Annotated in this window: 12 protein-coding genes; 11 read left to right on the forward strand and 1 reads right to left on the reverse strand. The window is 39.8% G+C overall.

What is annotated here, in order from left to right:
• Window positions 1–16 precede the first annotated feature (16 nt).
• From ndk to VB733_RS16170, 3 genes are all read left to right on the forward strand, one after another.
• Window positions 17–466: a nucleoside-diphosphate kinase gene (ndk, locus tag VB733_RS16160; protein ID WP_323341083.1), complete on the forward strand. Its 450-nt coding sequence runs from the start codon at window positions 17–19 to the stop codon at window positions 464–466.
• Between the two features lie 131 nt (window positions 467–597).
• Window positions 598–852, forward strand: coding sequence for a type II toxin-antitoxin system Phd/YefM family antitoxin (locus VB733_RS16165; RefSeq protein ID WP_416336327.1), 255 nt, complete (start codon window positions 598–600; stop codon window positions 850–852).
• Complete coding sequence (locus VB733_RS16170) at window positions 845–1105, forward strand: Txe/YoeB family addiction module toxin (protein ID WP_323341085.1); 261 nt, start codon at window positions 845–847, stop codon at window positions 1103–1105. Before VB733_RS16165 ends, VB733_RS16170 begins: the two co-directional genes overlap by 8 nt.
• A 138-nt stretch (window positions 1106–1243) precedes the next feature.
• Here the strand turns inward: VB733_RS16170 and VB733_RS16175 are convergent, their stop codons facing one another.
• Window positions 1244–1987 carry a TerC family protein gene (locus tag VB733_RS16175; protein WP_323341086.1) on the reverse strand — a complete coding sequence of 248 codons (744 nt, stop codon included), beginning with the start codon at window positions 1985–1987 and terminating at the stop codon, window positions 1244–1246.
• 570 nt (window positions 1988–2557) lie between these two features.
• Between VB733_RS16175 and VB733_RS16180 the strand changes: the two genes are divergently transcribed.
• From VB733_RS16180 to VB733_RS16215, 8 genes are all read left to right on the forward strand, one after another.
• The gene (locus VB733_RS16180) at window positions 2558–2989 is read left to right on the forward strand and encodes a lysozyme inhibitor LprI family protein (protein WP_323341087.1); all 432 of its coding nucleotides are present in this window, start codon (window positions 2558–2560) and stop codon (window positions 2987–2989) included.
• Window positions 2990–3595: 606 nt separating this feature from the next.
• The gene (dpdE, locus tag VB733_RS16185; RefSeq protein WP_323341088.1) at window positions 3596–6904 is read left to right on the forward strand and encodes a protein DpdE; all 3309 of its coding nucleotides are present in this window, start codon (window positions 3596–3598) and stop codon (window positions 6902–6904) included.
• A complete protein-coding gene (gene dpdF, locus VB733_RS16190; protein WP_323341089.1) occupies window positions 6901–9435 on the forward strand; it encodes a protein DpdF in 2535 nt (844 codons plus the stop codon). The genes dpdE and dpdF overlap by 4 nt, the downstream gene beginning before the upstream one ends.
• On the forward strand, window positions 9432–10337 hold the full coding sequence (dpdG, locus tag VB733_RS16195) for a protein DpdG (RefSeq protein WP_323341090.1): 906 nt from the start codon (window positions 9432–9434) through the stop codon (window positions 10335–10337). Before dpdF ends, dpdG begins: the two co-directional genes overlap by 4 nt.
• Window positions 10334–13417, forward strand: coding sequence for a protein DpdH (gene dpdH / locus VB733_RS16200; protein WP_323341091.1), 3084 nt, complete (start codon window positions 10334–10336; stop codon window positions 13415–13417). The genes dpdG and dpdH overlap by 4 nt, the downstream gene beginning before the upstream one ends.
• Window positions 13408–14112 (forward strand): hypothetical protein, encoded by a 705-nt coding sequence (locus tag VB733_RS16205; protein WP_323341092.1) that lies wholly within the window; start codon window positions 13408–13410, stop codon window positions 14110–14112. Before dpdH ends, VB733_RS16205 begins: the two co-directional genes overlap by 10 nt.
• Window positions 14113–14533: 421 nt before the next feature.
• A complete protein-coding gene (mfd, locus tag VB733_RS16210; protein WP_323341093.1) occupies window positions 14534–18106 on the forward strand; it encodes a transcription-repair coupling factor in 3573 nt (1190 codons plus the stop codon).
• A gap of 99 nt (window positions 18107–18205) precedes the next feature.
• Window positions 18206–18811: a VWA domain-containing protein gene (locus tag VB733_RS16215; protein ID WP_323341110.1), complete on the forward strand. Its 606-nt coding sequence runs from the start codon at window positions 18206–18208 to the stop codon at window positions 18809–18811.
• The last annotated feature ends 2 nt before the right edge of the window (window positions 18812–18813 follow it).

Genomic DNA, 18813 nt, shown 5'->3' on the forward strand with positions numbered 1-18813 from the left:
TTGAGGAGTAACTGCAATGGAGCGTACTTTTTTAGCAATTAAACCTGATGGAGTACAGCGTGGACTTGTTGGCGAAATCATTCGCCGTTTTGAAACCAAAGGTTTTACGCTGGTTGGTTTAAAATTTTTGCAGCCTACTCGCGAATTAGCAGAAGCACACTATGCTGTGCATAAGGAAAGACCTTTTTTCCCTGGCTTAGTTGAATTTATAACTTCTGGTCCTGTTGTGGCAATGGTTTGGGAAGGTGATGGTGTTATTGCTGCCGCCAGAAAAATGATTGGTGCAACCAAACCTTTAGAATCTGAGCCAGGCACAATCCGAGGGGATTTTGGTATTAATGTTGGACGCAACATCATCCACGGTTCTGATGCACCGGAAACTGCACAAAATGAAATTGCTTTGTGGTTTAAATCTGAAGAGTTAGTTGGTTGGAAACCCCAGATGACTCCTTGGTTAACTGAGTAATTGATGTAGAGAGGCGCGGGAAGTGATTTACTGGTTATTTCTCCGCGTCTGTTTTATAGACTCGGTGAAGATGACACAATTATTGAAGAAAACGCTAAACTTGTACAATGAATAGTACAGGTTCGCGGAAAATGAAAGTTATCTCTTTTAGCGAGGCGAGAAATAACCTGAAGACGGTTTTAGATCAGGTGACTGAAGATGCTGACTATACGATTATTACCAGACGGGATGCAGAGGATGCGGTGGTAATGTCGTTAGAGTTTTTCAATAGCTTAATGGAGACTGTGCATTTATTGAAGTCTCCAGCTAATGCAGCCCATTTAGAACGTTCGATTGCTCAATTTAAACAGGGAAAGGTGGTGGAGCGAAATTTGTTCAATGACTAGAATGTTGGCATGGACAGATGAGGCTTGGGCTGACTATCTTTACTGGCAAGAGCAAGATAAGAAGACTCTCAAAAGAATTAATAAACTGATTTTGGAGACAATGCGGATGCCTTTTGAGGGTATCGGCAAACCAGAGCCTCTAAAGGAAAATTTAGCTGGATTTTGGTCGAGGCGAATTGATGATACAAACCGTTTGGTTTATGCCGTAGAGGATGTTTATTTAACAATTATTTCTTGTCGATATCATTATTGAACCTGAGAAAAATCGTGCTAGGTAACATCAAGCCTATGGTTATATTTTGATTACTCCCAGTTGCCCATTTTTTCATCTCTAAAAATTCTATTTTTAGGCAATTTCAAATGGGCAAATACTGAGTGAGCAAATGATTTTTTATTCTGTAACTTCCTGTTTTTCTAATTCAGGCGTTGGTGTTGGTGTCGGTACAGAATCATCTTCGAGCAAGTTGCGTTTCGAGAAACCCCAGGCGAGAATAATTGCGATCGCACTAATTACGACCCATTCTGGGGGAACAAGTGATTCATTGACAACTCTGAGCAGCAAGCGCACACCGACAAAAGCAACAGTAATATAGCCCGCATCTTCTAAATGGGTAAATTCATCCAACCAGCGAATAAATAAACCCGCCATAAACCGTAGGGTAATCACGCCAATTGTTGTCCCCGTCAAAACTAACCAAGTTTCTTGAGAAAATGCGATCGCAGTTGTGACACTATCCAATGAAAATGCTAAATCTGTGAAGGCAAGAATGGGGATTACCTGCAACAGCGAAGTGAAACGGGGACCATGATGTTGATGTTCTTCATCTTCTTCCGAGGTAAAATGCTGGAAAACCAGCCACAGCAGATAAGCCGCACCAATTAATTCAAATTGCCAGTATTTTTGCACCCAAGTCGCAGTTAGCAGCAAGGTAATACGCAGCACATAAGCAATTAATAAGCCAAAATTTAAAGCTTTAGCTTCCTTTTCCTTATCCTCTAATCCTTGGGCGATGGCTGCAAGTGCGATGGCATTATCCGCAGATAACACTGCCTCTAAAAATATCAGCAACAACAGCACGATAGATGCCTCAATGCTGAAGTGGAAGTGAAGATAATCAAAAATTTGGTCTAGCATTCCCGTATTCTCTGACTGTAAAAATTAACAAAAATAGCGGAATTAATATAAAGTACGGCAGTTGCCAAGGTAAGTAAGACAACCTCAAAAACTCTGATACTTACTTCAGATAAGAGTTGGAAAAAGCTGACTACTGATAACTGAAGGCTATCGGTCACATTTTTCTACCTTAATCAAGCTTAACTTGTGGCTGGATATTTATAAAATACGGTTTTCAACCCAAGCTGTGATTCGCAATTAGTGACAATCTATCTCCAATTCTTAAATTTTTCTAAACAAATGTCTCACGTTGGGGTGTTCTCAATCAACCTAAATTCAATTTATTGTATAAATAGTTACTACAAAATTATGATTTTCTTTTAACGCTAATATCATCATTTTCAAACAATAATCAATTATTTTCCAGGGTAATAGCTGATTTTTCTGATTGATTCGGGAGCAAAAATTATGTATTCACTGTAATTAAATATGTAAATAAAGTAACTATACTATCATTAATAATAATTAGATATAAATTAAGTACGATTTTGATACGCCAAGCGATCGCACCACCAAAGTGAGAAGTTATAGATGAAATTATACTTACAGATATCGTTATTTTTGCTAAATGGACTGTTGATATGGGGAACTAATACAACAGCAAATTTGGCGCAAAACACTCCCAAGTCAGTTCCACAAACCTTGCCCCCGCCCAATTGTAAAGACCCCCAGACACCGCGAGATAATATTGAATGTGGTAGAAGCGCCTATCGCGAAACAGATAAAAAGTTACTTTCTGTGTATAAACAATTGCAATCTAAATTAGGGGGAACTCAAAAAAAACGTTTAATTGTATCCCATGAAAACTGGATGAAATATCGGGATAGTGCCTGTGCCTTTGAAAGTGGGATGTATGAAGGTGGGAGTCTGGAACCGCCAACCAGAATTAGTTGTTATGCCAGGGTGACAACGCAAAGATTGAGAGATTTAGATGTGTGGCTGCAAGAATTAAATCGGCGCTAATTACTTAGAGCGCGTTTATAAATAAGTAATTAAGGACACCACAATCATTTCCCAAAAAACTCATTCTCTTTGTCAGAAGTAGTGTTTTTTGAAGTAAGTGTAATGAGTTGAAAACCTTATCCTACAGACGTTTACGATGCATAGTGGGATTTAATTAAATCACTAACTTTCCAGAGAATGTAAGGGTAAAAGAGGAAAAACGCGAAGTTGATATCCCAGAAGTGGTGAATGCCAAAAAATAAATTGCAGGTGTTAGTTTTTCTTTTCTAAGGGGAGCATAATAAATATATACCTATCTACCTCTGGGTGTACTACTGGTAAATCTATTGTGATGCGAATTGCTTTCTTACATACCAAGCTGCAAAAATTAGCAAATTGGAAAATACAAGCTGACAAGTTAGTCGGGGACTCATCTTTTCCCACGGTGCTAGGACACCTTGAGTTACACTGTTGCCTCAGTCTAGATTATTATGCTAGTAGGCTCCGCGTTAACACTGTCTCTGTGTTAGAGAAGCTATTGTGGAAAAAGCCAATAGCAAACGGATACAGTGTTCTACATACGTGCTATGGGAAGGTTAATGCTAACGTACTTAGTGGATTTGAAGTATGATAACACTTGGTTCGTTGGTACGTTCCCGAAATAACAGCTTGGGCATAGGGAAGGTAATTGATATATCTGATACTCAAGCAACAGTTGAGTATTTTTGCTCAGTAAATCAGCGCAGAGAAAAAAGTTTACCCTTAAGTTCGCTAGATCGGTTCAAACTGGAGCGTCAAACTCGATGCTATATTTACCTAGAAAGCCAAGAAATATGGCTGATGGGCAGAATTTACGAATGGGATGAGGAAGTTCATAAATATCGCATTGACTTACCTGATAAAAAAACGATCGCAGTAAGTGAGCAGGGAGTCTACGTGCGTTGTAGTTTACCTCAACCAGACCCCATCGAAACTCTGGCAATGAAGGGGCAAGAAACGCCCTATTTTCACGATAGACGCTTTGCTTTTGTTAAAAGCTTAATTTTACAACGCGCCGTCAGTCGGGGAATAACAGGATTAATTTCCGCCAATATTCAGCTTTATCCACATCAAGTTGAAGTTGTCCGTCGTGTACTCGAAGACCAGATTCAACGCTATCTACTTGCGGATGAAGTTGGACTCGGAAAAACCATCGAAGCTGGGGGGATTCTTCGTCAATACTTATTGGATGAACCTTCTGGATATGCGCTAGTGCTAGTTCCGCAATATCTACTTCAACAATGGCAGCAGGAATTAGAAAATAAGTTTTACATCTCCCACTTTCCCAAACGGTTAGCAGTGCTGGCGATTGAGGACATTCACAAAATCAACCCAAAAGCGAATATTGGCTTGCTAATTTTAGATGAAGCACACCATATTGCGGCAATGGCAACCTCTAGCGATGCAGCAGTACGCCAGCGTTTTGAGACTTGCAAAAATATTGCCCATAAAAGCGATCGCCTGCTTCTATTATCGGCTACCCCGGTTCTTAACCACGAGCAAGATTTTCTCGCCATGCTGCATCTGCTCGATCCGACAACTTATCAACTTGATGACTTAGCAGGTTTTCGTGAAAGGGTAGTAAAACGCCAAGAGATTGGTCGAATTCTGCTGTCATTTAAAGAAGGTGCAAACCCTTTCGTCCTGAAAACTAATCTCAAAAATCTCCGTAAGCTGTTTGCTGAAGATGAGTATTTACTGGAATTGGTAGACAATGTAGAAAATAGTTTACAAGCAAAGACTGGCGATACAGTTGAAATTGTCAGGGCAATTCGTACCCATATTAGCGATACCTACAGACTTCATAGAAGGATGCTTCGCAATCGTCGTGCTTCCGTAGAAGATGTGATTTTTGACCGTAATATTACACCCAGAGCCGAATACGATTTAGATGAGCGATCGCCTGACATCCACGAACTAATTGAGGAGTGGCGTGAAGTAGCTCCTGACAACAAACAATATCACCACATTTTTCTATTGTTGTTCCGTGCTTCTGGTACTTGGCTGGGTATTTTAAAACAGGTAATTCAAGCACGTTTAAGCGGTGTGTCCACTGCGGAATTAATTCAGGAGTTTGGCGCTGATAGTGTTCGTATCCTGACTGAAACTCCTAAATTTGCTGGGGAAGTAGAAATTTTGCAAACCCTACTGCGAATTATAGAACAACCTTCAGAGGATGGCGATCGCCTGGAATTACTCCAAACAGTCATACTTTACCAACTCTGCGAACCTTTAAAATTACAATCCTTGAAATTCAACCGCCCTAAATTGCTTGCAGAGGTTCAACAACGGCTAAAAAGACCGATACCGGGCGACAGTCTACCCAAAATTGTTGTATTTACCAGCTTTGTGCAAACTTGCGCGGAAATTGTTCGTTACTTGAGCGATCGTTTTGGTGAGGAGACTGTTGTCAGTCATCAAATTGGACAAACCCCCTCTCAAGTGGAGGAAAACTTAAATCGGTTTAAAAAAGACCCCAAATGCTTTATTTTAGTTTGCGACTCCTCCGGCGAAGAGGGTCGTAACTTACAATTTACCAACTACATGATATGTTTTGACCTACCTTGGTCGCCAAATCGTCTAGAACAAAGAATTGGTAGGATAGACCGGATTGGTCGTCAATTAAAAGTTGAGTTTACAGTATTTGCTGGCGTAGACTTACCGGATAGTCTCCATGATGCATGGTATCGCTTATTAAAAGAAGGCTTTAATATCTTTGAGCAATCTATTGCCAGTCTCCAATTTTATGTAGATGAAAAATTACCAGTATTAGCAGAAATATTGTTTAAATTTGGTGCAGATGGAATTTTAGAAAGTATCAATGTAATTCAGCAAGAAATTGAGCAGGAACAAGTCAAAATCAGCGAACAAAATGCCCTAGATGAAATAGATGCTCTGGATGAAAACGCTACCCAATATTTTCAAGCTTTAGACGATTATGATGCTCGTCATCAAGAAATCCAGCAAATAACTGAAAATTGGATTTGCAATGCGTTGAATTTTAAAGCGATCGCTAATCCTAATTTATCGACAATAAGGCGTTATCAACCTACCGGAAATACATTAATTCCAGCAAATGATTTGAGCAGCAATTTTGCCGGGGTTTTAGAAAAATTTGGGACTTTTAACCGTAGGGTAGCAAATCAACAGCCTGATGTGAAACTCTACCGCATTGGTGAACAATTTATCGAAGCACTATTATCTTATATTCATTGGGACGACCGAGGTAAAGCTTTTGCGATGTGGCGAGTTGAAGAAACTTGGGACGCGGGCGAAGGTGAAGAGTGGTATGGTTTCCGATTTAATTACGTTATTGAAACAAATTTAACAAATTACAAAGAAACCACTACAAAATCTAAAATTTTGCAAAGACGTGTCGATGGGTTATTCGCTCCAATTGTAGAAAGTGTATTTATTGATGCCAGATATGAACCAATGTGTGCTGTTGAAGATGAGACTCTATTAAATATTTTGAAACGGACTTATAAAGGCAAAGGGAATAAATGCCGAGATTACAACTTAGCTAAAAGTCGTTTATCTATTCTTGATAATTTTATAGATGCGAGCAATTGGTCAGAATTTTGCTATCAGGCGCGTAGTAAGTCTTTAGAATTACTTAGCCAACGTCCCGAATTTATTGCATTATGTGAAGATAGCGCCATTCGGGCTGAACAAAAGTTAGGTAAGAGACTAGACCAATGGCGCTTGCGTCTCAACCGACTTACTAACCAAGAGCGTATTTCTAATAAAGTAATGGAGCAAGAACTCAATAACGAAACGGCATTAAGCCAAGTAATTATCGAAGGAATTCGTCATCCTACCATTCGTCTTGATTCTGTTGGTTTTATTATCGTTTCTGGGCGACTTCCAGCTAAATCTGAGGAGGATGATTTATGATTGACTCATTCTCAGAACTTCGGGAAATTCTTAAAACAGGTAAAATCCCTGAAGATATTAGTAATGTTTCAGAACCTTGTCATCGGCGCTTGTTGGATGCGCTGCAAAACTCACCTGCGTCTGGGGATATTGTTAGTCTGGTGCGTCATGTGTTGCGACGGGAAGATGAAAAACAGGGTGGAAGTTCTCCAATTTATCTCCAAATACCTCGAAAACCGCCTTTTCTCGATAGCACTATTTGGGAGCAGGCTAGTATAACCGTGCTGCGCGAGGATAAAGAACACTATCTCATCAGCGCCCGTCCTTGGCAACCGGAATGGCTTAACCTGGCTGACCAATATCCGCCAGATGCACCTTTATTTAAAGAAGAAAACCGACGGAATTATGAACTCGTTGTCGGCGACCCGTTTTTGCAACTCGTAGAGTTAGACGCATATCGCAGTAGCGGACAGCGTGAAGCAATTCGTGCAGTTTTGACTGCTCCTGATAATTCAACTTTAATTATTAACTTACCTACGGGTGCGGGAAAAAGTCTTTGCGCTCAACTACCTACATTGCTCAACTCCAGAAACAATAATGGTGTCAGCGTGGTAGTTGTCCCGACTACAGCATTGGCTATTGACCAAGAACGGGCATTAAAACCTTTTGTACACCATGCCACAGCTTATTATAGCGATGATACTGTGGAGGGTAAAGAAAGAAGAGCAGGGATACGCGATCGCATTCGTGCTGGAACTCAAAGAATAATTTTTACCTCTCCTGAAAGTTTAATGGATTCTCTGGCACCTGCTCTGTATGAAGCAGCTAAACTGGGAATTTTGCGGTATTTTATTATCGATGAAGCGCACATGGTAGAGCAGTGGGGTGATGATTTTCGTCCCGCATTTCAAGAAATTCCTGGTTTGAGAAGAGATTTATTGCGTCTTAGCTCTTTTAATACTTTATTACTAACAGCAACTTTAACTGAATCCTGTTTAGACACCCTAGAAACATTATTTGGTCAAGATTTACAAGTTATATCTGCTGTACAGTTGCGACCAGAGCCTGCTTATTGGTTTAAAAGATGTGCGAGTGAAGAAGTTAGAAAACAAAGGCTACTTGAGGCAGTTCATCATCTTCCTCGCCCGTTAATAATTTATGGGACTAAAGTTGCAGATGTTGAGTATTGGCAACGAGAATTAACCCACGCTGGGTTTAAAAGATGTGACCTGATGACAGGTAAATCTACTACTCAGGAACGTGAGCAGCTAATTGAAAAATGGCGGTCAGGAAAGATTGATATAGTTGTTGCTACTTCTGCCTTTGGATTAGGTATTGACCAATCAGATGTCAGGGCTGTAATTCACGTTTGTATTCCTGAAACCATTGACCGTTTCTATCAAGAAGTCGGACGCGGAGGAAGAGACGGTAAAGCCTCATTATCGCTCACATTATATACAACAGAAGACTTCAGTATTGCTCGTGGTTTAAATGAAAAATCGACAATTACTATCGAGAGAGGATTACAGCGTTGGCAAAGTATGTTTGCGAAAAAAGAAGCCTTAAAAAACGGTAAATATTGCGTGCCTATTGATAATCCTCCGTCTTTTCTAGAAAAAGATATTGATATGCAAAGTGACCAAAATAGGGCTTGGAATATTCGCACTTTGACGCTGATGAACCGAGCAAATCTAATTGAAATTGACTCAGCAGAACCTCCCCAGAAGAAAAACTTTGAATCAGAAACTGAAGAAGCTTATCAAGCAGCTTGGGATTTGTACCGAAATTCTCGCATTATTCGTATTTGTAATGAGTTTCATTTAAAAAAATTCACTTGGGAATCTGAAGTTGAACCAGTGCGCCAAGAACGTCAAAGCTGGAGTTATAAAAATCTGCAATTAATGAAAGAGGCTTTAAAACCCCAACGTTGTATTTCAAAAATATTTGCACAAGCGTATAGTATTCCCTCACGTCACACTCCAGAACCCAGAAATCCCGTGATAGTTTCTCATGCTTGTGGAGGTTGTCCTGTTTGTAGAAAAAATGGAGTCACACCTTTTCCCGGAATAATGCCTGCTTCTAGACCTGTATGGCAAAAACCCAATTTTATTCAGGGTAAAGAAATCCAAAGGTTGCTTGCAGGTGAAAAAATTCTGCTTATTTTCTATGATTCGCTGGAACAATTAAATAAGTTGTCAAGAGGTCGAAAATTGTTTAAGTGGCTAATAGAACAGGGGATGAAGAATATTGTAATTTCTCCAGAATATAATCAATTTTTGAAAGAAAGTAGTAAAATACATAACTCATTTATTTTTCTATTTGATAGTTACGAACCTGTACTTATGCCACGAATACCCACTCTGATTTTTCATCCTCCAGGAACACCTCTACCTGCAAAATATTTATCTAATTACAGTACATCAAGCAGAACGCGCATCATTTTACTTCCTATAAATACACCAGACCTAGAGAGAGAAGACCGACTATTAATTAATATTTTTTCAGGCAGATATTTTAAATTTGATGTATTTTGTACCGAGGTTAGTATATGAGTGTTCTAAAAACAGGTTTGGCTCATCCCAGTAGAATGCGGGGAATATTTAGATATTTACTTCATGCCGAAGGACAGAGGGAAAAGAGAGACGTATTAGAAAGAATATTATCTCCTGATAAATTAGTTGAACATCTAGCAATCGAAGAAAAATCGAAAGACAAAAAACCCTCTCATCCCATGTTCAATGATGCTATTAGGGAAAGCATAAAATGTAAACTTTTAATCGAAGAGAATGAAGAAGTTACAATTAATCAAAATTTACCAAAAGATGCAATAAATCCTCAGCTTGGTGACAAGCTATTACCTGATACTTTCACTTACCTGTTTTTAAACTGTGATAATGAAGATGAAGCAGACTTTGGTCGGATTTGTGCTTGGTATTTAGCACAGGATATTTACGATGCGCCTGGGACTTGGGAAGAAGTGGAAAAGCGTATTAGTGAACAAAAAGTAGGCGATTTTTTGAAAATGTCAAGCAGTCGCCTCTTTGTCCAAATGGATGACTGGATGCGATACCTGGGTTTCGCATGGGGTCACACTTTGGGAGGAAAAACTGTCACAGTTCCCGACCCGACAGCTTATATTAAACGCAATCTCAAGCATTTGTTTAATGGACAAAAAGAAATTACAATCCAAGACTTTATTAATAGATTAGCAAAACAATGTCCTTTATTTGAAACTGGAAAATTTCGAGAAGAGGTAGAAACACAAATTGGCACACGCGAAACTAATTTTCTTTCTACCAGTACAGCTTTTGCCTTATTTCGACTTCACGATGAGGGTGATATTCAGCTTTATAGACAATCTGATTTAGCCTTTATGATTTTACCGAAAGTCAATAACCAAGTTGATAATGATGGGCGAATTTCTCACATTATTTGGAAAGGAGAAAAATCATGACTTTTGAAAAGTTTGTCTGTTGGAAGCTGGATATGATTCGTCAGGTGATGAATGTGGAAGCAACCCAAACTGCAAATCATTTATTTTTAGCGACACATCATCCTATTGCAATGTATCGTCAGGACTCTATTAAGGCGTTATCACAAAAGGAATATGATGAAGCACAGTTTCTCAAAGATTTTTTAGGTGAAAACGATTTTGCCTTTGTGCCTGTTTTGGGTGAGACTGGTACCGGAAAATCTCACCTGATTCGCTGGTTGCAAGCTCACATAAATTCAACGGATAGAAGGAAAGTGCTGTTCATTCCCAGAATTGGCACAAATTTAAAAGATATAATTGAAAAGATTTTAAATATTGCAGAATTTGAGGCAGATAAATTAGATGAGTACCGCAAACGTTTAAATCAATCTAGCCGTACTTTCACAGATAAAGGTGCAAGAGAACAATTATTAAACAATTTAGCTTTTCAAGTTGGTATTAACGGACAACATACACGCGCTAAACTTGCTGATCAAGAGACTCAGGACTATCTGATAAAATATTTACCTGCTTTGCTATATGATGATTTTTTTCGAGAAAATTTATTAAGAGATGGAGAGATTATTCATCGTTTAGTAATTCATATATTGGGATATCAATATACTATTGAAGATATTAACGAACGTCGTGAGTTTTCTATCGAAGATTTGCCTCTTAATATTTTAGATATTCAAAAAGCTGGAGAAAAGGCACGAGAATTTTATAGTTTATTAATAAATGATGAGGATATACAAAAACAAACTGTGACTTGGTTGAATGATCACTTAGATGAAGCTATCACCCAAGTTTTGAATTTTGGTCGAGAAGACTTGCAACAATTAATGCGCGAAGTCCGAGAGACATTAGCCGAAAAAAATATTGAATTAGTGCTTTTAATTGAAGATTTTGCTAAATTGCAAGGTATTGATAGAGAAGTATTGGAAGCAGTTTTAGCACGACCTCAGCAAGGTGAAAATAAGCCACTATGTGCTATGCGTACAGCCTTAGCTTGCACTACAGGTTACTTTAAAAACTTGATTGATACAGTGCAACAGCGTGTTACCTTCAGCGTCAATCTTAATATTGATACAGTTGGTGAGAAATCTTTAATTACTCAGGATGATATTCAAGTATTTGTTGCTAGATATCTGAATGCTGTTCGCTTAGAAGAAAAGGAAATTGAAAACTGGGCTAATTCTCAAAATAGAGATGAAATAGAAAGTGCTTGTAACGAATGCGAACATTCCCACGCTTGTCATACAGGTTTTGGTCATGTTCAGGGAATGGGTCTTTATCCTTTCAATGCTAAAGCTTTAGAACAGATGTTTAATAGAGTAAATCCAGGTGAATTTAACCCCAGGATTTTAATTAGAGATGTATTAAAATACACGTTAGAAAATTCTATTGATGATATTGAAAATGGGCGTTTCCCTTCAGTTACTTTAGGAAAACACTTTGGTAACATGAGATTGAGTGCTGAATTTAGGTTAAATATCCAAGCTAAAGACGCGCAAAATATCAAGCGTCGTGAGGTATTTTTAGACCTGTGGGATGATAGTAATGAGCTTTGCAATTTGTCGCCAGAAGTTCATAGTGCTTTTAATTTACCTCTGCTTGATGTCAAGACTAAACCAAGAGAAATTCAGCAGGTTACACAACCTCGTCAAGTAACACCAAGTGTTGTAGATACTCCAGGGTATTTAGTACAAGAGATTCCAGAAACACTGACAAAAAAGTTGGAAATCCTCGACAGTTGGAACAATCAAGAAATTCTACCAGATGCGATCGCCAAAGATATCCGTGAGTTGCTTTTCCCCGCTATCATCGAAAAAATTGAATGGGATACTGAAATGCTAGTGAAAGGTAGTTTTGTCGGTAGTGGTGGTAAGTTAGTTCAGCAGCGAAATCTCATTTTCTATAACCCTAAAGTCAAGAGAGGGACTTATTCTGGGGTTGTTTTATCGCTTCCCCTGAACCCAGACGATGAGAACGAATTTACAGAAACTGCATACGTATTTCAAGGTATTTTAAAGTACAACTATTATAAGAACTGGAAGTTTGAAAATGGCGATCGCTATTTTCGGATGTATGCAAAGTATCTAGAACGTTGGAGTCAGTATGTCATCGAAAAAATTCGCCTTTATCCCCGCGAGTCTGGTGAAGCTTGGAACCCTGTACCGGCTGCGGTGGAATTGCTAGCGATTAGCGCCACAATGGCAGGATATCCTACTAATACGCTCGAAAATCTGATTAATTCTTTGTTTATCGACTTAGATAAAAGCGATGATACGACTCGTGCATCTAGTTGGAAAAAGCTGTTTGATACCTTTAGTCTCAAGAAAAACCGGGAAGCATTATTAGATATTGTTAAAAGTCGAATTGCTTGTACAAAAGGCAGTAATTCAACGTTTCAAATTATTGATGCAATTCAAATTATTGAACCTCTAGAAAAAGTGCGTAAATCTTGGCAACCTCAAAAGCAAATTCCTGAAGATATCCGCGATAAGTTTCCAGAGTTGCAAAAAGTACGTCAACAAGTCGATGAACTTCTAGAGAAAGCTATTCAAGAAGAATACGAACGACAGATTAATATTTATCAATCTCTAGTATCTGAGTTGGGAGAGGAGATTAATAAAGAGAAAGTTATTAAGACTCTCGACACTGCAATGATTTCAGCACAAAGTGAGGGGTTGTTTCGTGGTAGAAAAGACTTTGTTGGGATGAAAGATATACTAAATAAATTTAGACGTACCGCAATTAGCAAGTATCAAGATACAATGAAGCGCGTACAAACTGAAAAAGAAAACCCAGAAAATAACATCGGTAAATTACTTCAGTATTTGAGTGAAGATTATCAAAAAATTATTACTGATTCTTCAGAATTTCTCGATAACACTAATAATTTTCTGGATGCTTCGATTCTTGAAGCTAAAAGTCGGATTGCAGAATTAGAAAAATCTGAAGGTGCCACAGTAGAGTCTAGTTACCAAAAAATTTGTGAGGGGTTAGCTAATTTACGAAATCTCATGAATGAAATTAAAGGAGATACAAAATGCTCTTAGATAAAGCACAGGAACTAGTCGAGTTATCTCAACGTAAAAAATCTCTGCAAAGTTTTGCGGCTAATCTTCAAATTATTCAAACTAGGCAAAAGCAAATTACTGATGCACTTACAACTATTCAGCCACTTGTGGAAGCATTAAAGGCTTTTCGACAAAGGGGTATCAACAATATTGATTTAACTCAGAAGGCAGATTCTATCTTAAGTTTTGTTATCAATGCTGAGGAGAATTTAGAAAATAATCCTGATTGGATTCTTGGCGATAAAAATTTTAAAGGTGATATTTTAAAGCGCTATGTTGATAACCTAAAAGCTACACTAGAACAGCAACTGAGCGAAGCATGGAAAAACTACCGGGATAAACAAATGCCTAGCACTAACAATGAAATTCTGAATTTGCTGGCTAAAGTGAAGGCTTTTAAAAACACAGTTCGGGACATTCAGATTATAGATAGAGAAATAAAAAACGTTATTTATCCGAAAAACAGTGCTGAGTTTGCCGTATATGAAAGTAAAATTGAACAATTAAAATATTATTGGAATAGTCTCAGTTCTGATGAAGTTCCACAATCTGTATTAGATTTTCTCCGAGCAGCAGCAAATCAAGGAGCGCCTTTAAATCTTTGGACTCCAGAAGTTGAAGATTGGATTAATCAATATAATATTTCTAATTCTTTTAAAATTCGCTTGACTTAAAGTCAAGGCAGAGCAAGGGTGACTACCAACTGGGATAAAATAATTAGGGAATTTTTAGATAAGTTGGAACGCCATTACAGTCAATAAAGAAATTGTAACTTATGAAACATCCCCAGAAGCGATCGCCGAACAACAGCTAATTTTTACTAACCGATGGGGAGGAGTGTAATCCTCTATACTCATCTGCTCCATTTCTGCTGTCAGTATGGCGATATCATCGACTCGTTTTTATAATTATGGGTTCTGTTTCCATAATTCTGAACTCATACCTACTTTGCTATTTTTGCAAATATGCCTTTCGGTATACTTATTTCTCTAATTTACAACTCCAGATGCGATTACCGCTTCTAAAATAGTTGAGGTAGGCACTATTAAGACTCCATGTGCCGTAAAATGACTTGCACTGGAATATCGAAAAAATATGACTTTTTCTTCCATCGTGCGTGCTTTGGGACGCTCACCACTCACTAACGAACTACTTACTAAGTTAAATAAACAACAAGATATATATTTAAATGGTATTCCCCGATTACCAAAAGGTTTAGTTTCTTCGGCATTGGCAAAGGCTGAGGGACAAAATTTATGTGTATTTTGTGCGACTTTGGAAGAGGCTGGACGTTGGACTGCACAACTTGAGGCGATGGGGTGGAAAAATGTGCTTTTTTACCCCACTTCTGAAGCTTCTCCCTACGAACCATTTGACCCGGAAACGGAGATGATTTGGGGGCAAATGCAGGTTTTGGCGGATTTGGTGAAAATGGGTAATGGTGAGCCGGAGAAAAATAATTTCTCCAATTCGACAAATCAAATTGCCCTCGTTGCGACTGTTGGTGCATTACAACCCCATTTACCACCTATAGAGGCTTTTAAACCCTTTTGTTTGACGATTACACGGGGGATGGAGTTTGATTTAGATAACTTTGGCGATCGCGTCACCCAATTGGGCTATAGTCGAGTTGCTTTGGTGGAAACTGAGGGGCAATGGAGTCGTCGCGGTGATATTGTGGATATTTTCCCTGTGTCGTCGGAGTTACCCGTGCGTTTGGAATGGTTCGGGGATGAAATTGAACAAATTCGCGAATTTGACCCCGCCACGCAGCGTTCGGCACTCGATAAGGTGCAGGAATTAGTTTTAACTCCAACTAGTTTTAGTGTCATTATTAATGATGCTCTCAAGGAGACTACTGAGTATCAAGAGCGTTTGCAATTAAATACGGAAAATTCAACCCAAGTCGAAGGCAGTCGGAGATTTCTGGGTTTAGCCTATGATCAACCTTCATCGTTATTAGATTATTTACCTAAAAATACTTTTATTGCGATCGATGAACCTGAACAATGTCATGCTCATAGCGATCGCTGGGTGGAGAATGCTGAGGAACAGTGGCAAGTTTTAGGGGAAGAGGTAGAAGAGGGGGAGACGCGGAGACGCGGAGATGCGGAGAATATAGTTAATGCTTCTAACTTTGTTCTGCCCAAAGTTCATCGCCAGTTTGGTGAATGTTTAGTTGCGGCGGCGGAATTTAAGTTAATTTACTTGTCGGAGTTGGCGGAAACTATTATTACGGAAGCGGGGAATTTATCAGGATTAAACCTTGCCAGTCGTCGAGTGGCTGTGACACCGCACCAGTTTGCTAAGATTGCCGAGGTATTACGGGGGGAACGCGATCGCAATTTTTCTGTGTGGATTATTTCTGCACAACCAAGCCGTTCTGTATCTCTACTCCAGGAACATGATTGTCCGGCACAATTTATCCCGAATCCGAATGATTTTCAGGCGATCGAGAAATTACAAATTAACCATACTCCCGTAGCCCTGAAATACTCCGGGTTGGCGGAACTCGAAGGTTTTGTCTTACCGACATACCGCATGATAGTTGTTACCGATCGCGAATTTTTCGGTCAGCATTCCCTTGCCACTCCCAGTTACGTCAGAAAGCGCCGCCAATCAACCTCCAAACAGGTTGATTTAAATAAATTGCGTCCTGGAGATTACGTAGTTCACCGCAATCATGGTATCGGAAAATTTCAAAAACTCGAAAGTTTAACAGTTAGCGACGAAACCCGCGATTATATTGTTATCCAATATGCCGATGGTTTATTACGGGTAGCAGCAGATCAAGTTGGTTCCTTATCTCGCCTACGGACAACAACCAATAAAGCCCCCGAACTCAATAAGATGACGGGTAAAGCTTGGGAAAATACCCGGAATAAAGTTCGCCGAGCCATCAAAAAGCTGGCGGTAGACCTGTTAAAATTATACGCATCGCGATCGCAACAAACTGGTTTTTCCTTCCCTCCCGATATGCCTTGGCAAGAGGAAATGGAAGATTCTTTCCCCTATCAAGCTACACCCGATCAACTTAAAGCTACCCAAGATGTGAAACGGGATATGGAAAGCGATCGCCCGATGGATCGATTAGTATGTGGGGATGTGGGTTTTGGGAAAACTGAAGTGGCAATTCGTGCCATTTTCAAAGCCGTCACCGCCGGTAAACAGGTTGCTCTCCTCGCCCCTACCACCATCCTAACGCAACAACATTACCATACCCTCAAAGAACGGTTTTCACCCTACCCCATCAATGTCGGTTTATTAAACCGCTTCCGCACTGCTAGCGAACGACGCGAAATTATCAAACGTCTGGCAATGGGGGAATTAGATATTGTTGTCGGCACGCATCAACTTTTGAGTAAAGAAATTCAAATCAAAGATTTGGGATTGTTGGTGGTAGATGAAGAACAAAGATTTGGGGTAAATCAAAAAGAGAAAATTAAAAGTCTGAAAACCCAAGTTGATGTATTAACTCTGTCAGCAACGCCCATCCCCCGGACATTATATATGTCACTTTCGGGTATCCGCGAAATGAGTTTGATTACAACTCCTCCCCCCTCGCGTCGCCCCATTAAAACCCACCTAGCACCGCGAACTACTGAATCTGTTCGTGCCGCTATTCGCCAAGAATTAGACAGGGGTGGTCAAATATTCTACGTAGTCCCACGGGTAGAAGGAATTGAAGAAACAGCCAGCCAACTTCGCGAACTCGCAGGAGGAGCCAGAATTGCGATCGCTCATGGGCAAATGGACGAAAGCGAACTGGAATCAACAATGCTTACCTTTGGAAATGGGGAAGCGGATATTTTGGTTTGTACAACAATTATCGAATCGGGTTTGGATATTCCCCGCGTCAACACCATCCTCATCGAAGATGCACACCGCTTTGGCTTGGCACAGTTATACCAATTGCGGGGAAGAGTGGGACGTGCAGGAATTCAAGCACATGCCTGGTTGTTTTACCCCCAGCAACGGACACTTTCAGATGCCGCCAGGCAAAGACTGCGGGCAATTCAGGAATTTACGCAACTAGGCTCCGGCTATCAATTATCAATGCGGGATATGGAAATTCGCGGAGTCGGTAATTTACTGGGAGCCGAACAATCAGGGCAAATGGATGTCATTGGTTTCGACTTATACATGCAAATGCTGGATGAAGCAATTCGGGAAATCCGTGGACAAGAAATACCCAAGGTTGAAGACACGCAAATTGACTTGAAACTCACGGCATTTATTCCCGCCGATTACATTCCCGATTCTGACCAGAAGATGAGTGCCTACCGATACGTAGCCGCAGCCCAGTCTAAATACGAACTGACGCAAATAGCCGCAGAATGGAGTGATAGATATGGAAAATTACCCGTACCAGCGAACCAACTATTGCGGGTGATGGAACTCAAACAACTGGCGAAAAACTTAGGTTTTAGTCGGATAAAACCCGAAGCCAAACAGCACATCGCTTTAGAAACACAGATGGAAGAGCCAGCATGGAATTTACTAGCCGAGAAATTACCAGATAGCTTGCGAAATAAATGTGTTCACGCACCTGGTAAGGTAATTGTGCGGGGTTTAGGAGTCATGAAAGCCGACGTACAACTGCAAACTTTGATTGATGCCTTTACCAAAATGCAAGATGCAGTCCCCGAAGGAACAATAGTTTCATAGTTTAAATATAGTTTCAATCGCCTTGAGTGTTATTCATGACAACCTATCGCAAGGTTAAACTAGTACAGCAAGGTGACTCCACAGGAAAATATGACAGACATGACAAGCGATCGCGATTACACTCTCATTATCGATAAAAGTGGCAGTATGTCCACACCAGACCAAGCTGGCGGCAGAAGTCGCTGGGAAATAGCCCAGGAATCCACCCTGGCATTAGCAAGAAAATGTGAGCAATTTGACCCTGATGGCATTACTGTTTACGTGTTTTCCGGTAAACACAAGCGCTATGATGATGTTACATCTGCAAAGGTAGCGCAAATCTTTTTAGAAAATGATCCAGCCGGAACTACCAACTTAGCTGGAGTTTTGTTACATGCAACAGATAATTATTTCCAGCGCAAAGCTGCGGGGAAAACTAAACCCAATGGCGAAACTATCTTAGTTGTCACCGATGGGGAACCTGATGATCGCAAAGCTGTATTTGAAGTGATTATCAATGCTACCCGAAAAATGGAACGGGATGAGGAGTTAGCAATTTCCCTAATTCAAGTCGGTTCAGATGCACAAGCAAGTAAGTTTCTCAAAGCATTGGATGATCAATTAACGGGTGTGGGGGCAAAGTTTGATATTTGCGACACTATTACCCTTGATGATATGGAAGATATGAGTCTTGCGGAAATATTAATGAATGCCATTAATGATTAGTT

This window comes from Calothrix sp. UHCC 0171 (genome assembly GCF_034931845.1).
GTDB lineage: Bacteria > Cyanobacteriota > Cyanobacteriia > Cyanobacteriales > Nostocaceae > Brunnivagina.